Source organism: Acinetobacter sp. YH01021 (genome assembly GCF_013420255.1).
Classification (GTDB): Bacteria; Pseudomonadota; Gammaproteobacteria; order Pseudomonadales; family Moraxellaceae; genus Acinetobacter.
Map to the genome: position 1 here is coordinate 46,500 of NZ_VOYO01000007.1, position 17,201 is coordinate 63,700.

At 44.8% G+C, this 17,201-nt stretch carries 15 protein-coding genes; 3 read left to right on the top strand and 12 right to left on the bottom strand.

The annotated features are described in order from the left end of the window. Window positions 1–203: 203 nt before the first annotated feature. The 11 genes from FTT86_RS07275 to FTT86_RS07325 form a co-directional block, all read right to left on the bottom strand. The gene (locus FTT86_RS07275; protein ID WP_004278462.1) at window positions 204–482 is read right to left on the bottom strand and encodes a hypothetical protein; all 279 of its coding nucleotides are present in this window, start codon (window positions 480–482) and stop codon (window positions 204–206) included. Window positions 483–587: 105 nt separating this feature from the next. Continuing rightward, window positions 588–1,091, bottom strand: a complete 504-nt coding sequence (locus FTT86_RS07280) for a DUF6586 family protein (protein WP_004278463.1) — start codon at window positions 1,089–1,091, stop codon at window positions 588–590. A gap of 193 nt (window positions 1,092–1,284) precedes the next feature. Then, a complete protein-coding gene (locus tag FTT86_RS07285; protein ID WP_005103025.1) occupies window positions 1,285–1,536 on the bottom strand; it encodes an RNA-binding protein in 252 nt (83 codons plus the stop codon). A gap of 83 nt (window positions 1,537–1,619) precedes the next feature. Beyond that, a complete protein-coding gene (locus tag FTT86_RS07290; protein ID WP_180180909.1) occupies window positions 1,620–3,608 on the bottom strand; it encodes an ATP-dependent helicase in 1,989 nt (662 codons plus the stop codon). A 152-nt stretch (window positions 3,609–3,760) separates the two neighbouring features. After that, window positions 3,761–4,900, bottom strand: a complete 1,140-nt coding sequence (locus tag FTT86_RS07295; protein WP_121979824.1) for a glycerate kinase — start codon at window positions 4,898–4,900, stop codon at window positions 3,761–3,763. Between the two features lie 65 nt (window positions 4,901–4,965). Beyond that, entirely contained in the window at window positions 4,966–5,721 is a 756-nt protein-coding gene (locus FTT86_RS07300; RefSeq protein WP_180180910.1) for a hypothetical protein, read from the bottom strand. Between the two features lie 5 nt (window positions 5,722–5,726). Next, window positions 5,727–6,530 carry an NYN domain-containing protein gene (locus FTT86_RS07305; protein ID WP_034439084.1) on the bottom strand — a complete coding sequence of 268 codons (804 nt, stop codon included), beginning with the start codon at window positions 6,528–6,530 and terminating at the stop codon, window positions 5,727–5,729. A 93-nt stretch (window positions 6,531–6,623) separates the two neighbouring features. Next, window positions 6,624–9,266: a type I DNA topoisomerase gene (gene topA, locus FTT86_RS07310; RefSeq protein WP_005261741.1), complete on the bottom strand. Its 2,643-nt coding sequence runs from the start codon at window positions 9,264–9,266 to the stop codon at window positions 6,624–6,626. 30 nt (window positions 9,267–9,296) lie between these two features. Then, window positions 9,297–9,746, bottom strand: coding sequence for a hypothetical protein (locus FTT86_RS07315; protein ID WP_004647398.1), 450 nt, complete (start codon window positions 9,744–9,746; stop codon window positions 9,297–9,299). A gap of 70 nt (window positions 9,747–9,816) precedes the next feature. Next, a complete protein-coding gene (locus FTT86_RS07320) occupies window positions 9,817–10,821 on the bottom strand; it encodes a hypothetical protein (protein WP_005261740.1) in 1,005 nt (334 codons plus the stop codon). A 367-nt stretch (window positions 10,822–11,188) separates the two neighbouring features. Beyond that, window positions 11,189–11,434, bottom strand: a complete 246-nt coding sequence (locus FTT86_RS07325; RefSeq protein ID WP_004278477.1) for a SlyX family protein — start codon at window positions 11,432–11,434, stop codon at window positions 11,189–11,191. A gap of 33 nt (window positions 11,435–11,467) precedes the next feature. Between FTT86_RS07325 and FTT86_RS07330 the strand changes: the two genes are divergently transcribed. Together FTT86_RS07330 and FTT86_RS07335 are read left to right on the top strand one after the other, a co-directional pair. Further along, window positions 11,468–13,372 (top strand): ATP-binding cassette domain-containing protein, encoded by a 1,905-nt coding sequence (locus tag FTT86_RS07330; protein WP_005261739.1) that lies wholly within the window; start codon window positions 11,468–11,470, stop codon window positions 13,370–13,372. Between the two features lie 107 nt (window positions 13,373–13,479). Next, window positions 13,480–14,415 (top strand): hypothetical protein, encoded by a 936-nt coding sequence (locus FTT86_RS07335; protein WP_005261737.1) that lies wholly within the window; start codon window positions 13,480–13,482, stop codon window positions 14,413–14,415. Between the two features lie 323 nt (window positions 14,416–14,738). On the opposite strand, the gene FTT86_RS07340 is transcribed toward FTT86_RS07335, so the two are convergent. Then, window positions 14,739–15,869, bottom strand: coding sequence for an endonuclease/exonuclease/phosphatase family protein (locus FTT86_RS07340; RefSeq protein WP_180180911.1), 1,131 nt, complete (start codon window positions 15,867–15,869; stop codon window positions 14,739–14,741). Window positions 15,870–16,057: 188 nt separating this feature from the next. Between FTT86_RS07340 and asd the strand changes: the two genes are divergently transcribed. Continuing rightward, complete coding sequence (gene asd / locus FTT86_RS07345; protein ID WP_005245919.1) at window positions 16,058–17,176, top strand: aspartate-semialdehyde dehydrogenase; 1,119 nt, start codon at window positions 16,058–16,060, stop codon at window positions 17,174–17,176. The last annotated feature ends 25 nt before the right edge of the window (window positions 17,177–17,201 follow it).

Below are 17,201 nucleotides of genomic sequence, written 5' to 3' on the forward strand. Positions count from 1 at the left end.
TTTATGGACATCAATATATCTCTGAGCCAAAGATTTTATTAATACACTGGTTTCAGACTGCTCACGACTTAAATTTTAAAATACTGATTTCTTCATCTTCATTTTAAATGAACGTTTTGTGATACTTAAAATCTGCCTAATTTAATAACCTATAACACTCAAAAAGCACACCGATAGTGTGCTTTCTAAATAAATTTCAACGATTAACTCATATACTTTGGTTCTTCATCCACAACTTCAGCCTGCCATTCATTGACCTGCTGTTCCAGCAAACCATAGAGTGCTGCCTGAATCATCTGTTGCGCAATCACGGGCGTCTGCTCTCCAAGTAAAGCTTTCACCTCATCATTAAACTGAATCATGACCAAAGGCTGTTTATGTGAGCCTGCATTACGTAGAGCCAACGCGCCACCTTCAAGTTGAACGAGTTCTAAAATCGCGTCTTGATTACCAAATAAATCTTTCAACTGTTCTATAGACATATATCCTCCATGTTCAACATGGTGGCAAAGCGCCGGGTGCACTTTGCATCATTAGAGTAATTGATATAGGGTTAAAAATTGCAATTTCAAGTACAGCCGATCCGATTAAAATTCAATCATCTCATTACGAAAACCATCAATTAATTGCGTCAGGTCACGATGCCACTCTCTCAATATAGCAGTATCAGGTAACCACGCTTGTGGAGACTGTGTGACTTTAATGATGAGATTTGAGGAGGTTTCGTCTTCAGGTTCTGGGGTACTTGGTTCGGGCGCATACTGGCACAGACGGTACGCGCGCTTCAGTTCAGCAATGAAACCGCTCTTGGACAAATGTTGCAATACCGCCACTTCTGGCGAAATCTGGCCTTTGGCCGCCATCAGTTCTTCGATCGATTTTAGCGTCGGATGAGGATCATTCAGGCGATAGTAACGCACCAGTTCCTGTAAAAATGCTAACAAAGCACCATGCAAATGAAACACAGTTGCTTCACGTTGTGCCTGAGCCTGTTGTACATGTTCGGTTTGCTCTGCTTGCTGGCAGGATAGACGGGCGAAATACAGTTTTTGATTGGTACGGTCCGCATGATAGCGAGCAACACGGGTCATCGAGATTTCCTAAGGTTTAAAACAAATTTTGGCTTTTATAAAGTAAAAGGTTCGCCTGCATTTCGCAATCAAAAGATGTTTAGACTGAATCCATCCAGCATTGAAATTCAGAGCATTGAGCTCACTAATTAAGTACAGCGATAATAAATTTCAGCCATAAAAAAGGAGCCTATCAAGTGCTCCTTTTTTGAGTTTAAGCCTGAGGCTTATCTTCTGTGGCTTTCACGCGGATCCCATGTCCGTGCAGGCGTAAAGTATTCAGGCCTTTAATGGCTTTGACTGCTTCACGGCCATGTGGCATTTCTACAAAAGCAAAACCTTTTGATTTACCTGTTGCTGCATCAAGCACCAAAGTACAGGTCTCCACTGTGCCATATTCCTGGAACAGTTTCAGTAATTCGGCTTCTGTGACAGTACGTTCTAAATTACGAACTAAAATTTTCATCTTACAACCTTAAGAAGATAGGCAAAAAATATCAAAAAGCACGCGCCTACTCTACTTTTTGCATGAAACAACTTTGCCATAGTTTAATCGAGATCAATCCCAAAATCTAAATTAATCGACTTGCGTTCAATCAAGGCACTTTTTACAGTTTGCTGCCGGGTTTTGTAATGGGTTTCCGTGGTGCATAAATGCCGGGTGAGATCATTCAGGAAATAACTTTCGACTTTACGCCCCTGCTCATCGACCGTTTCCCGCGCCCAATGATTCAGGTTCTGTTTGGTCAGAATTAATTCATTTTTTGCCCGTGTCAGCGCTACATACAGCACACGACGCTCTTCTTCGACATCATCAAAATCACCTTGAGCACGCGCATGCGGATAATTGCCCGGCGTGACATTGGCCACATAACAGACATTTTGCTCGGTGCCTTTTGCCGAGTGAATGGTAATCAAGGTCACCACATCATGGTCCGACTGGCGTTCGATTTCCGAAATTGACACCGGATCCAGCACATATTCCTCTAAAAATTCACTCAGCTGCGAATGCTTCGAGGCCAGCTGTTTCACCAGTTCAAAATCACTCTGGCGACGTGGCCAATCCTTTTTATAGTTTTCTGCCAACTGAGATTCAATCGCCTGAATCGCAAGACTGACACAGGATTGCACTTCACCTTTGAGCACACTCATCTGCTGCATGATCAGAATGGTTTCTAGCGGTATCTTGCCAAACTGCTCTAATTTCTTTGCAATCTGATCCATTTCAGGTTCAGCCAATAGTTGCTGTGACAGCTTGCTGGCACCGACATCACCCACACCGTTCCACAGGGTTAAGAAACGCATCCAGGCAATATCATCCAGCGGATTGGCGACCACGCGCAGCATGCTGAGCAAATCTTTGACATGCGCCGTTTCCAGCAGCTTCATGCCACCAATAAATCGATACGGCACATTGGCTGCAATACAGGCCGCTTCAATGTGCCGCGCAGCAAAGCTGGAACGAACCAGCACCATATGCTCGCCCCATTTGCTGCCTTGCAGATAATGGCGTTCTTTAATATCAATCGCAATCCATTTGGCTTCATCAAACTCATTCGGGAAGATATGCATGCGCGGCTTAACACCTTCTCTGCGATACGCTTCCAGACGTTTGTCATATTTGATTTCAGACTGATCGAGCAGCCAGTTGGACAGATCCAGAATTTCCTGGGTTGAGCGGTAGTTTTTTTCTAATTTAAAAATTTGCGCATCTGGCACACGTTCTTTGAAATGGTGAATATTTTCAAAGTCTGCACCACGAAAGCCGTAAATTGACTGCGCATCATCACCGACACAAAATAGGCTGATCCGATCTTTTAACGGATCCAGCAAAGCCCATTGCAAAGGATTGGTATCCTGCATTTCATCGACCAGCATATGCCGGCAAATGGAAGCGACATAATCGACCAAGCCTTCGGACTGCGCCAATGCGGTGGCAACTATCGCCAGAATATCGTCATAATCCAGAAAACTTCGCGCCTGCTTACGTGCTTCATATTCTTTCATGATTTCGGCAATCTGGTCTTTAAGAGCCAGATATTCCGGCATCTGTTTTTCTAATGCCAGACTGAGTTTTTGCCGGGTATTCCGTGCAAAGGAATACAGGTCACATAACTCTTGCGGTTTTGGCAGATGGTTGGGATTTTTCTTGTCATCACGACCGCGAATCAGGCGGAACATCATCAGCTGGTCATCACGATCAATAATCGAAAACTGTTCCAGACCAAAGGCTTTCGGAATACGGCGCAGCAGATACATACAGAAGGTATGAAAGGTCGAGGCTCGCAGCCCCTTGGCTTCTTCACCAAGTGCCAGTTCAACACGCGATACAATTTCACTGGCCGCACGGCGGGTAAAGGTCAGAATCTGAATCTGGTTGGCAGGTACGCCTTGATCAATCAAGTAAGCTGCGCGTGCCACAATGGTCTTGGTTTTGCCACAACCTGCCCCGGCCAGCACCAAACTGTGTTTTGCTTCTGTGATCGCTGCTTGCTTTTGTTGGGGATTTAATTCATCAATCAGGGTGGCTAAACTCATTTTCACTCATCATTTTGTGGATGTATATAGTTTAGCAGATCGCTTCCAGAATTATGGCTTTTCAGTTGTCCTGACACTGTCTCCAATTTTATTTTTTGATTTAGTATTACCTGATGACAAAGCGTGCTGGATTGCAGGAGAGAGAAATACTTTCACTCTGTCAAAAGATTTTTAACTATCTCAGCGACAGCTTTCTCCAAGTTCATTTCTGCATTTTTTAAGGCTTCTTCTAAAGGACAATCTGGTGGATTAATACCAATAATCTGGCTAAATCCTGACTCAAACAGATCCTCAATTCCTTCACCGATTAGACCAGCAAAAGCGATTACCGGTTTATTAAATTGCCTGGCGAGCTGTGCTACCCCAAAAGGGGTTTTGCCCAAAGATGTTTGACTATCAATTTTACCTTCACCGGTCAGGACATAATCTGCTTGCGCTATTTTCTCATTCAGTTGAACCTGTTCAATCATCAGTTCCACCCCGGACCGAATAGAGGCAGCAGTGAATGCCATTAAACCAAAACCCAGTCCACCGGCAGCACCAGCCCCTGCAACATGACGATAATCACGGCCAAACTGCCCAGCGACTACATCGGCAAAATACCCAAAGTTTTGATCCAGTTGCTTGACCATTTCAGGCATTGCCCCTTTCTGTGGGCCAAAGATATAAGAGGCACCACTTGGCCCACACAACGGATTATTGACATCCGATGCAATGAGTATTTCAGTATCTGCTAAACGTGGATCCAGTTCGGATAGATCCATTGATTTGACCAGTTCTAAGTTTCCACCACAGACCTGAATTGACTCTCCCGCATGATTTAAAAACCGCACACCCAATGCTTGCGCCATGCCCGCACCCGCATCATTGGTGACACTGCCACCTAAACCGACAATGATTTTTTTCACTCCCAAGTCCAGCGCCCGTTTGATCATTTCTCCTGTGCCATAGGTTGTAGTCAGCATCGGGTTACGCTTTTCTGCTGCAAGCAAATGTATGCCATTGGCTTTGGCCATTTCAATCACGGCAGTCTGGCCTGCATCAACCATCCCCCAATAGGTCTGGATACGTTGCTCAGATAATGGCCCGGTCACGTCACATGCAATACTTTGCCCCTTTAAACTTGAAATCAGTGCATCGACCGTGCCTTCACCACCATCAGCCATTGGCACATGAATAATGTGGGCATCCGGAATGACGTTCTGAATACCGCGTTGCATGGCCTGAGAAGCCTGTGCAGCAGACATGCTTTCTTTAAACGAGTCGGGAGCAAGCACAAAGGTGAGCGGCATGGTGTGATCTTTTATCCACAAATGAAGTCTAAATTGTGGATAAATCCAGCACTATCCACAAGTCTTTATTTCCAGCCCAGTTCAATTGCAGTTATCTCATTAATCAAAGTTTGATTTAAAGATTCTGGCATTTTACTGGTGGTTTGAGACACCGGGATATATCCTGCCATCAGCTCCGCTTTGGCCTGCGGAAATAAGGGTTGTTGATCTGGAAATGCATAACCCAGTGGATAAATCGGTTGGCCTGTGGCCAAATCATATTTATCTGAAGCACCAAAGGCATGCAGCAACTCATGAACCAAGACAATTTTATTCTGTTCAGTCTGTTGCTTGGATGCAAATAGATTTACCGAACCAATTCGGCCTTTTTGCAAAGCAGTTGAATGTTTCAATTGCTTGGTCTGCACAGGATCATAGTAATTTAAAAATAAAGTCACATTGGCTGAAGGATCTGAACTCTGTCGTTGTTTCCAAGCATAGAACCGGAATTTTAAACTCCATAGAACTGTATCGATGAGCGAGGCTTGCTCAGGGACTTTGGGTGGTAGAACTTGCAGCTCACGACCTAAATTAAAATAAAAATAAGTTGGCTGTCCGCGATACTGCTGAGCTGCTTTTTCCAGATATTCCCGTGCTCCATTCAAGTCCTGCCTCGACAGTTGCTGGATATATTGCTGTGTGGTCGGCAATCCATCGGCATTAATCGGATGCAGCAACACAATAATCGGCTTTGACCAGTTCTGGTTTTGATCACGATAGGCATTGACTGCGACAATTAATAAGATGATTAATAAAATCAGAATCCGAATCTTTTTCCACATATCGATTACACACTCTGCTTTTTCATTTTTCTTAAATACATCTGACTCATTTCTATTTTTGTTTCAAATAAATTTAAAGTTTTTATTAATCCTGACAATTTGGCTCTACCATAGTTACGAGAGTCAAAATCAGGCTTTACTGCACTGATATACTGCCCGACCATCCCTAAATTCGCCCATCCATTATCATCGGCATTATCTTTTACAGCTTTATAAATTAAGTTAAGCGTAGCTCGATCCATCCCTTCAGGTAACTGAATTTCCTTTTGCGCAGATATAGTTTTTTGTCCATTAGTCTTGATAATCTCCGAAACTTTTTTATCTATTGATCCTGTTTCTTCACCATCCTCATTATTTTTAATTTCACTATCTACAAGTAAGTTTTCGATATAAATGAACTTGTCACAGGCTTTCTTAAATGCTTCAGGCGTAGCTTTTTTGCCAAAGCCATACACTGTTAGACCATTTTCACGAATACGTGAAGCTAAGGGCGTGAAATCGCTATCGCTGGATACGATACAAAATCCATCTAATGCGCCTGCATAAAGTAAATCCATAGCATCAATGATCAGGATCATATCCGTCGCATCTTTACCCTTGGTATAAGCGAATTGTTGTACCGGAGTGATGGCATGAGGAAGGAGTACATCTCGCCATTTCTTTAAAGTTTCGCTGCTCCAGTCCCCATACACACGTTTGACACTGGCAATTCCATATTTCGCAACTTCCTCCAATACCGATGAAATCGCGTTGATAGAAGAATTATCCGCATCGATTAATACAGCGAACTTTTTTGTCTGAATATCCACATCCACCCCAAGATATTATTTTTAATTTTTTATATACATGATTCTGACATAAAAAATGCCGACTTTCGTCAGCATTTTTTTGAATCTTAGAGTTTAGGCTTCAACCCATTTTCCGTCCTGATAAACCAGAGACCATTTGGTTTGCTTGCCTTCTGCAGTTTCCGAACCAATATATTGTGACTGGTTCTTACGGCTAAATTTTACCAGAGTTGGATTCCCTTCCGGGTCCACATCAGGTGCCTGCAAGATAAACTGATACTTTGGATCAAGCTGATCAGCAACAGAACGAATCTCGGCCACTTTCGGTGCACGGGTTTCACGCACTTTCGGGAACTTGCTCGCCGCCAGGAATAAACCGGCTGCACCGTCACGCAGTACAAAGAAATCGTCATGCTTGGCAGAACGTAAATGTTCCATCTTGATCGGATCCACACGTGGAGGTGCAGGCTGACCGCTCTTTAAGACTTTACGGGTATTGTCACAGCTGGTACAGGCAAAGTAAGGACCAAAACGGCCTGTCTTCAGCTGCATTTCGCCATCACACTTGTCGCATGGAATGCTTGGGCCATCATAGCCTTTAATTTTGAACTCGCCTTCTTCAAGTTCAAAACCACTACAGTCCGGGTTATTCCCACAGATATGGAGTTTACGACCGCCATCAATCACATAGCTGTCCATGGCAGTTTCACAGATCGGACAACGCTTCTTCGACATCAGGTCAGCAGTTTCCGCAGCCTCATCATCAGACAATGCAGCCAGAGACTCAACTGGTGTCAGGTTCAAGGTTCCCTTACAACGCTCTTTCGGCGGCAAGTTATAGCCTGAACAACCCAAGAATACACCTGTGGTTCCGGTACGGATCTGCATTGGACGGTCACATTCTTTACAGTGTACCGCATCCACTTCTACAGGCTGATTACGGCGCATTCCGTTTTCACCCTGCGCTGTAGTCAAACGTTGTTTAAAATCGCCATAGAAGCTGTCTAATAGCTCTTTCCAGTTACGCTCACCATCTGCTACCTTATCCAGCTGACCTTCAAGATCTGCGGTAAAGGCATAGTTCATCAGATTACTAAAATTTTCATCCAGACGATCGGTAACGATCTCACCCATCTTCTCGGCATAGAGACGACGGTTATCCAGTTTCACATAACCACGATCCTGAATGGTCGAGATAATCGCAGCATAGGTCGATGGACGGCCAATGCCTTTTTTCTCGAGTTCTTTCACCAGTGAGGCTTCAGTAAAACGTGCCGGTGGCTTGGTGAAATGTTGAGATGGATCAAGTCTCTCAAGTTTAAGCACTTCACCGACTTTGACCGCAGGCAATAAAATATCGTCATCGGCTTTATTGGCACCACGCACGCGAGTAAAGCCATCAAAGACCAAGGTACGGCCTTTAGCTTTCAGTTCCACGCCATTGGCATCCACTAAAATGGTAGAAGACAAATATTCTGCCGGAGTCATCTGACAGGCAACAAACTGGCGCCAGATCAAGTCATAGAGGCGCTGTGCATCACGCTCAACACCCACTAGGCTGTCGCCTTTTAAGCCAACCATAGATGGACGAATGGCTTCATGCGCTTCTTGCGCACCGGCTTTATTGCCATAACGGTTCGGCTTGGCAGGCAAATATTTCTCGCCAAACTCCGATTCGATATGGCCACGCACCATATTCACCGCATCATCACTCAAGAATGTCGAGTCGGTACGCATATAGGTAATGAAACCGGCTTCATACAGGCGCTGCGCCAGCATCATGGTTTTCTTCACAGAAAAACCGAGACGGGTACTGGCTGCCTGTTGTAGCGTTGACGTGATATACGGCGCACTTGGATTAACCTTGGTTGGCTTATCTTCACGTGCAGAAACCGTATAATCAGCATCTTTGATCAGGTTTAATAAGGCATCAGTTTCGGCTTTATTGCGTAGCTTGAGCGTCTTGCCATTTTGCTTGACCGCTTCGAGACGAATATCATCTTTTTTCGATTTGGTATCGGCAAACACTTGCCAGTATTCTTCAGGAATGAAGGCACGAATTTCACGTTCACGCTCGACCACTAGCTTCACCGCAACCGACTGTACACGACCGGCTGACAGACCACGCGCAATCTTTTCCCAAAGCAATGGCGAAATCATAAAGCCCACGACACGATCCAGGAAACGGCGTGCCTGCTGCGCATTGACTTTATTGGTATCCAGACGTGACGGATGCTTAAAGGCATCCTGAATCGCATTTTTGGTAATTTCATTAAAGACCACACGCTGATAACGCGAATCATCACCGCCGATGACTTCTTTTAAATGCCAGGCAATCGCCTCTCCTTCCCTGTCCATATCCGTTGCCAGATAGACTTCATCGACTTGCGATGCCAGTTTTTTCAGTTCGGCAACCACATGTTCTTTGCCAGGAAGGACTTCGTATTTGGCTTTCCAGTCATGTTCCGGATCGACACCCATGCGGTTAATCAACGCATTCTGTGATTTTTCAGCTTTTTCTGCATCCGTCAGTTTGGTACGTGTCGCTGGTTTTTTCTCTGTCGATTTTGCAGAACCGCCAGTCGGTAAGTCACGCACATGACCCACCGATGATTTTACGATGTAGTTCGGACCAAGGTACTTATTGATTGTTTTCGCTTTTGCAGGCGACTCCACAATCACTAGGGCACGCTTGCTTCCAGCGTCGGGAGACTTCGCTGTGCTGCTTTTTGATGTGGACCGAGGAGCGTTCGCCATAATTAACCGTTAATCCTGTTTATTTCTAAATTAAAGTTCAGCCAAAGCGTGTAACAGTGCTTTGATGTCGTCGAGTTGGGTCGCTCTTAAATCAGCTTCTTCATCCCAGTACATGCCGACACAGTTGGCCTGCATATCAATAGCATAAATGCCTTTTAATGCAATGGGAAAATCTTTAAATTTCTCATCACCCTGCACGATTTCGAGTTTATTATCGACAACACGGGCGCGCATCAAGGGCAAACGCGCATCTGGCATCAGCACACTGTAGTACGCGACCATACTGGCACGACTTTCAGTCGCCTTCGGGATTTTGGTCCAGTCCGGTGCCACCACCAGACGTGGATGCAAACCCATTTTACGGGCTTTGTCACGCATCAGGCCCAAGGCTTTTTCTCGGGGGCTCACGCGCAACCCGAAAATCGACCCTATGACGAAAATGATGATGACCACCGTCACCCAGATTCCAGTGTTTTCCATAGTTCAACCTTTATGTTCTATTATTAGAGTTGCATAAGCACAATATAAAACGCAAGTTTGCACGATAAAATTAATTCAGGAACATTTCATGACTATATAAAATTTCGTGACCATTCCAGTAAATATAACCTTTCTCGATCAACTCCTTCAGCAGCAAGCGGATGTCCGATTTTGGAAATAACTGTTCCAGTAAATCACGCAGCTCATAAATGTCTTTGGGTTTATCGCCCTGCAATTCACGCAGTTTACGCGCCACTTCCAGTTGTACCGGATCGATCCGGCCAAAGTTCTTGAACAGGTCTTGCTGTGCCGACTGGATTGGTGACTTGAGTATTTCAGATTCAACTGGAGCTTCTTCTGCCTTCAGTTGGGAAATGACCTGATCCAGTTTTGGATTTTCAACCGGGCTTTGTTCATCCAGATTGAGTTGCAGCCATTGTTTCAAAACTTTTTTGCGGAAGCTGATTTGCTCATCATAGCGTTTGACGATTTTCAGGTTAATCAACATGCCGACCACATGCTGAGCTTTTACCGGCATCACTTGCAGAATATTCGCCACTGAGTTTTTTAGGGTTTCCACCGTATTCGGTTTGCCGCTCATTTTCCCTAACGCATCACAGTATTTTTTCACCAGTTGCAAGGCAGGTTTGTTCTTGATGGTATCCAGACTCGGAAGATGATTTTTAGGTTGATCGGTTGGAATATTTGTCTCATCAGGCTGAATCTGAATTAGGTGACACGGAATATCAGAAGCTTGCAGCATCTGCTGCAACATCTCGCAGCTGTCCATCGCCGAGATCAATTCAACCTCGGTTTCCGGCTCCAGTAGCGCCATAAGCTGACCGACAATGACCGCATATTCATATTCTTTTTGTGGCGATTCAGGCGTGTCCAGTACCACCACCTGACCACTGCTAATCCAGCCGGCAAGCTCGGTTAAATCCTCTAAGGAGAATTCAAATTTTCCGGCACAGCTAAACAGATATAAAGTCGAATAATGCGCCACAATCTCACGCATTAACTTGGCTGTAGGGAAATTATTTTCGAGGTCGAGTAGAACAACTTTTGGGTGCATGGGACGCAATTCCGGAATGTACCTGAGAGCCGGTATTAGAGTAGGAAGTGAGTGAAAGGTCAAATAATTTTATGGCTGAATGGGTGCAGCCCTGTTTCGGCAGAGGGCCAAACTGCATTTTATGAAATGCCGGCAAGAAATCTGTTTGCAAGCGCGAATGTTTGTTTTCAACAGGAAAATTCTTTTGCACTTGATCATCGCGTTGCACTTTATTACTTTTATATGCGTGTTTAAGGCAATTTAAAAGCCCATTCAAAACAAAAATACTTCTCTTTTTATCATCTTATAGATTGACTCATTTTTATTTTTCAATAAAAAACCCTTAGATCAGCTAAGGGTTATTGTTGATTAAATCATTGGTTGCAAATTAATAATGCGGTGGTCGGTCTGCAACCGGATCAAATTCTGCTATGCCTTCAGACAGATCTGAAGACTCAACACGTTGATATAACAGCGTCATTTGCTTTTTCAGATCAGCAATTTCCAGGGTCTGTTTGGCCACCTGATCATTCAACTGTTCAACTAAATCGTCTAAAAATGCAATTCGCACTTGCAAATCTTCAATGGGTGCGGAAAATGACGCCTGATCATTTAGATTTTGTTGTTTAGTCATTTAAAGTCCTCATTGGGGATTTCAGGAAACATTATGGCCTATATTACCCTTAGGGATGTCCAACTTGCGTTTGGTGGACCCGCCCTGCTCGACGGCGCGAATTTTAACTTGGAACGCGGCGAACGAGTGTGTTTGATTGGCCGTAATGGTGAGGGTAAGTCTACCTTACTTAAGCTGATTGAAGGAAGTTTACTGCCTGACAACGGCGAAGTTTCATTACAAAACGGCATTACTATTTCCATGCTGGCGCAAGATGTACCGATGGATTCAGGTAAAGTGGCTGATATCGTGGCAGATGGTGCCGGTGAAGCATCGGAAGTTTTGCGTGCTTATCATGCTGCCAGTGAAGCCTGTGTACTCGGTGACATGGACGCCTGTGATCGTATGGGCAACCTGCAACACAAAATGGATCAGCTGGATGGCTGGGCGCTGGAAACCAAGGTCAATTCGATTTTAAGCAAAATGGGTCTGGACCCGGATGCAGATCTTGCCGATTTGTCTGGTGGTCGTAAACGTCGTGTCTTGCTGGCACGTGCTTTACTTACCCAACCTGATGTGCTGTTACTCGACGAACCGACGAACCATTTAGATGTTGAAAGTATCGAATGGCTGGAAAAATTCCTGCTCGATCAAAACAATTTGACCCTGCTGTTCATTTCGCATGACCGTGCCTTTGTCGACAGCATTGCCACCCGTATTGTTGAGCTGGATCGTGGTCAACTGCGTAGTTATGAAGGTAACTATTCACGTTATCTAGACCTGAAAGCCCAGCAAATGGAAGCTGAAGAAAAGCAAAATGCGCTGTTCGATAAAAAGCTGGCTGAGGAAGAAGTCTGGATCCGTCAAGGGATTAAAGCCCGTCGTACCCGTAACGAAGGTCGTGTCCGTGCCCTAAAAGCATTACGTGAAGAATCTAGAGCACGTCGTTCGCAACAAGGTAAAGTGACGATGGCGACTCAGGATGCCAACCGCTCAGGCAAACTGGTGTTTGAAATTGAGAACCTGAGTGTGAAATTCGGTGACAATGCACCGATCATCAACAACTTCTCTGCACTGGTCCTCCGTGGCGACCGTATCGGTCTGGTCGGTGATAACGGTGTCGGTAAAACTACCCTCATTAAAGCCATTCTGGGCGAGCTAGAACATGGCGGTACGGTGAAGACCGGTACGCAGTTAGAAGTGGCCTATTTCGACCAGCTCCGTAATGCGCTGGATCTGGAAAAATCTGTTAAAGATAACGTCTCAGAAGGTTCTGACCACGTGGATGTGAATGGTAACCGTCGTCATATCTATAGTTATTTACAAGATTTCCTGTTTTCGCCAGAACGTGCCCGTACACCAGTCAAAGCTTTGTCGGGTGGTGAACGCAATCGTATCTTGCTGGCGAAACTTTTGCTGAAACCATCGAACCTGATTGTGATGGATGAGCCAACCAACGACCTGGATATGGTGACTTTAGAGTTACTGGAAGAAATGCTGGGCGGCTACAAAGGCACCCTGCTGTTGATCTCGCATGACCGTGCCTTTATGGACAACGTGGTAACATCCACTTGGGTCTTTGATGGTAAGGGCAATATCGACGAATATGTCGGCGGTTATCAGGATTATCTTGAACAGCGCCCGGATCAAACCGTGGTTGACCAAAAAAGTGCCGTGAAAAAAGCCATGGCCAAAGCAGAAGCTGAGGCGGCACCGGTCGCTGCCAAGAAAGTTAAGCTTAGCTACAAGGACCAGCGTGCACTCGAACAGCTTCCAGCTGAGATGGAAGCGCTAGAAAAAGAGCAGGTCGAGATCAATGCACAACTGGCTGATGGCTCTTTATTTGTGACTGATTCCGATAAAGCACTGAAACTGTCTAAACGCTTATCCGAAATTGATGAGCTGTTACTGGAAAAATTAGAGCGTTGGGAAGAACTGGACAACCTAAGTAACGGCTAAATATTCCCCGAGCTTTTACTAAAGCATCTGTATTCGTACAGATGCTTTTTTATTTCAATAATCTTCTCTGTTAGACTGCATTTAATCTTTTGGCCCTAAATTGTTTTATGAGTACTCAGCCTGCATATCAACCCGGTGAATTTCAATGGTCATTCCTGTTACCTCAATATTGGGGCAAATGGCTAGGCATTATTTTCCTGATGATTCTGGCGATCTTACCTTGGGCCATTCAGCATCGTCTGGCGTCCCTGCTGGGCCACCTTTCTTTTAAATACTTGAAATCACGCCGTGAAACCACGCTGCGTAATCTAGAAGTCTGCTTTCCCGAATGGTCTGAAAAGCAGGTACAGGACAATGCCCGTCAGGTATTTATCGATCAAATGCTGGGGGTGTTTGAGACGCTGAATGCCTGGTACAGTCCGAAATGGTTTCAGGGCCGCGTCAGTATTGAAGGCTTGGAACATATTCAGAAGGCACAAGCCGCAGGCCAAGGCATGCTGTTATTAGGCACGCATTCAACTTTGCTCGATGCGGGTGGTTATCTTTGCGCACAATATTTTGAACCGGATGTGGTCTATCGTCCGCAGAATAATCCACTTTTGGACATGCTGATTTACCGTTGTCGCGCCACAATTTATGCCAATCAGATTGACCATGATGATATGCGCGGTCTGGTACGTAACCTGAAAAATGGCCATGCGATCTGGTACAGTCCGGATCAGGATTATGGTTTAAAACAAGGCGTGATGGCACCTTTTTTTGGCGTGCCTGCGGCGACTGTAACCGCACATCGCCGTTTACTGAAAATGACCAAAGCGGCTGCAATTCCTTTATATTTCTACCGTCATGGCGATATTAACAATCCGCGCTACCATGTGCTCATTGAACCGGCACTGGAAAACTTCCCTAGTGAGAATGAAGTTGAAGATGCCACTCGCGTGAACCGGGTGATTGAGCAGCAGTTGCGCATCGCACCGACCCAATATATGTGGTTCCACCGCCGTTTTAAGACTCGCCCTGAAGGTTATAAATCAATTTACTAAATCGATTTGATCACGGAATTTGAAGGGCTATAGCTTAAAATCATGTTTAAGTAATTGAAATAATTTAACCCGAGCTCTACATCCTGTAAAACTCGGGTTAATGAGGTTGTGCTTTCACATATTATAATTCGTTCTGCTTTTTTGTGATTTCCCTTTCAGCATCATATCCATGATGTTTTCATTCAGCTTCGTCTTCCTTATGAGAATATCCTTTCTCGACTCCCTGTGCTGATAAACCTAGAATACCCAGATTCCCAACCCCTGCCCATTCGCAAGAAGCGTAAACTGTTGTAAGCAATATCGTACACTTTTCTTCTAAAAACCTATGAGATTTTGCCCCCTTCTTTATAAGCCAGGGCAACTTCATCAGTGACTATTTTTTCCTCTTTCTCTGCTTTCTGAATGCCCTCTTCAATGGCTTTTTGTGCTTCCTGCTCATCTTTATCAGTTTGTTCTAATTCTTCCTGAATATGCTCGAATACCCGACCGGTTTGTAATACCAGAAAGACCGGAAAATGGTCAGAACCTACATGCGGTAAACGCTCCATGTGTACCAAGGCAAAATCGGTACTATGAAAGACGTGATCCAGCGACCAGCGGAAAAAAGGATAATCTGCGTGAAAAGTATTCACATAATGACGTCCTACCCGCGGATCCAGCAGCCCACTAATGCGTTGAAACAGGCGTGTGGTACGTGACCAGGCCACGTCATTCAGATCGCCCATGACGATACAGCTTTCATCCAGATCTTTAATCTGATCACCGACAATCAGCAGTTCAGCATCACGCAAGGTAGAATCCTTGGCCTCGATCGGACTGGGTGGTTTGGGATGCAGACAGTAGAGCTGTACCGGTTGTCCTGAGCGTAAAATCACCGTGGTATGAATGGAGGGAATTTCATCACTCAGAATAAATTTAACCTCAGTTTCACTCAGTTCGAGCTTGCTATATAGATGCATGCCATACAGATTATCCAAAGGCACAGGCACGCGATAAGGATAATCAGCTTCAATCACCGAGAGTGCATTTTGCCAGTTTTGATCGGTTTCCAGAGTCAAAACCAGATCTGGCTGATGAATCTGGATCTGCTCGATCAGTAAATGATATTTGGTATTGGTAGTAAGTACATTGGAAACGACCAGGGAAATCTGACGTTGCGGATCCAGCTGATCATGCTTGACCTGCTTGACCTGTTTTTTCCAGATAAAGGTATAGGGCAATACCATTTTCAACTGATAGGCCAAAGCTGCCATCAGACCGATAAAAAGCAGCTGATTCAACCAGTTCCAGGGATGATCAACCAGGAGAAAAAGAATAAAGGCGATAAAGCCCAATACCAGAATTTGTAAGCGTGGAAAATCCGCACCCCGAATCCACCATTCATCGCGTGGTATCAGTGACCAAAAACTTAACCAAATGACAATGATTGCCAGAATTTGGATAACCCATATCATAAACTGCGCTCTTAATTAAGTTATTATTTTTTCTAAAAGAAAAATGACGTTATCAATTTTGTATGTATCATAAAGCAGATATTTCTCTCAAGAATATTGATGTTTTGATTGTGTAGCTCTTGCAGTTGAGTCCCTTTTTGGTACACTCGAATCCCTTTTGATTTTTTAACGCACCGAGGCAAAGTGACATGAAAGTAGGTCTGGTCGGTTGGCGCGGGATGGTTGGTTCCGTCCTTATGCAACGTATGGTTGAAGAGAATGATTTTGCTCATTTTGAGCCATTCTATTTCTCTACCAGTAATGCAGGCGGTGAAGCGCCGGCATTTGGCGGTAAGACCGCCCCAGCACTTATGGATGCATCAGACATTAACAGTCTGAAGCAAATGGATGTCATTATTACCTGTCAAGGTGGCGAATATACCTCTGAAGTTTTCCCGAAACTGAAAGCTGAAGGCTGGAACGGTTACTGGATTGATGCAGCATCGACCTTACGTATGGATGATGAAGCCATCATCGTACTTGATCCGGTGAACATGCATGTGATCAAAGACGGTCTGGTCAAAGGCACCAAGACTTTTGTCGGCGGTAATTGCACAGTTTCCTTGATGCTGATGGGCTTGGGCGGTCTGTTCCAGAACAATCTGGTGGAATGGGCAACTTCAATGACCTATCAGGCCGCTTCAGGTGCAGGCGCACAGAACATGCGTGAACTGATCAATGGTATGGGTTATTTATATAACAATACCAAAGAGTTGCTAGATGATCCGCGTTCTCCAATTCTGGATATCGACTCTAGAATTGCTGAATTACAACGTGGTGAAGGCTTCCCGTCTGCAAACTTTGGCGTTCCTTTGGCTGGCTCACTCATTCCTTATATCGACAAGCAGCTGGAAAGCGGCCAGTCGAAAGAAGAATGGAAAGGTCAGGTTGAAACCAACAAGATTCTGGGCAATCAGCAGATCGTACCGATTGATGGTCACTGTGTGCGTATTGGTGCCATGCGTTGTCACTCTCAGGCATTAACCCTGAAATTGAAAAAAGATGTACCTTTGGATGAAATCGAAGACATCATTGCACGTGCCAATGACTGGTCTAAAGTGGTTCCAAATACTCGTGAAGCATCGATGACTGATCTGACGCCTGTTGCTGTAACAGGTACTTTAAGCGTTCCAGTAGGCCGTCTGCGCAAGCTGAACATGGGTAAAGAATATCTGGGTGCATTCACTGTAGGTGACCAGTTGCTTTGGGGTGCCGCTGAGCCGTTACGCCGTATGCTGCGTATTCTGATTGATTATAAAAATGCCTAATATCCTTTGGATATAAAGCCAAAAG

Excerpts from the sequence above, each read along its gene's own strand:
- FTT86_RS07280 (WP_004278463.1), bottom strand. The coding sequence starts at position 1,091 with ATGACCCGTGTTGCTCGCTATCATGCGGACCGTACCAATCAAAAACTG.
- FTT86_RS07340 (WP_180180911.1), bottom strand. The coding sequence starts at position 15,869 with ATGATATGGGTTATCCAAATTCTGGCAATCATTGTCATTTGGTTAAGT.
- asd (WP_005245919.1), top strand. The coding sequence starts at position 16,058 with ATGAAAGTAGGTCTGGTCGGTTGGCGCGGGATGGTTGGTTCCGTCCTT.
- FTT86_RS07335 (WP_005261737.1), top strand. The coding sequence starts at position 13,480 with ATGAGTACTCAGCCTGCATATCAACCCGGTGAATTTCAATGGTCATTC.
- FTT86_RS07285 (WP_005103025.1), bottom strand. The coding sequence starts at position 1,536 with ATGAAAATTTTAGTTCGTAATTTAGAACGTACTGTCACAGAAGCCGAA.
- FTT86_RS07290 (WP_180180909.1), bottom strand. The coding sequence starts at position 3,608 with ATGAGTTTAGCCACCCTGATTGATGAATTAAATCCCCAACAAAAGCAA.
- FTT86_RS07275 (WP_004278462.1), bottom strand. The coding sequence starts at position 482 with ATGTCTATAGAACAGTTGAAAGATTTATTTGGTAATCAAGACGCGATT.
- FTT86_RS07325 (WP_004278477.1), bottom strand. The coding sequence starts at position 11,434 with ATGACTAAACAACAAAATCTAAATGATCAGGCGTCATTTTCCGCACCC.
- FTT86_RS07300 (WP_180180910.1), bottom strand. The coding sequence starts at position 5,721 with ATGTGGAAAAAGATTCGGATTCTGATTTTATTAATCATCTTATTAATT.
- topA (WP_005261741.1), bottom strand. The coding sequence starts at position 9,266 with ATGGCGAACGCTCCTCGGTCCACATCAAAAAGCAGCACAGCGAAGTCT.
- FTT86_RS07295 (WP_121979824.1), bottom strand. The coding sequence starts at position 4,900 with ATGCCGCTCACCTTTGTGCTTGCTCCCGACTCGTTTAAAGAAAGCATG.
- FTT86_RS07320 (WP_005261740.1), bottom strand. The coding sequence starts at position 10,821 with ATGCACCCAAAAGTTGTTCTACTCGACCTCGAAAATAATTTCCCTACA.
- FTT86_RS07315 (WP_004647398.1), bottom strand. The coding sequence starts at position 9,746 with ATGGAAAACACTGGAATCTGGGTGACGGTGGTCATCATCATTTTCGTC.
- FTT86_RS07330 (WP_005261739.1), top strand. The coding sequence starts at position 11,468 with ATGGCCTATATTACCCTTAGGGATGTCCAACTTGCGTTTGGTGGACCC.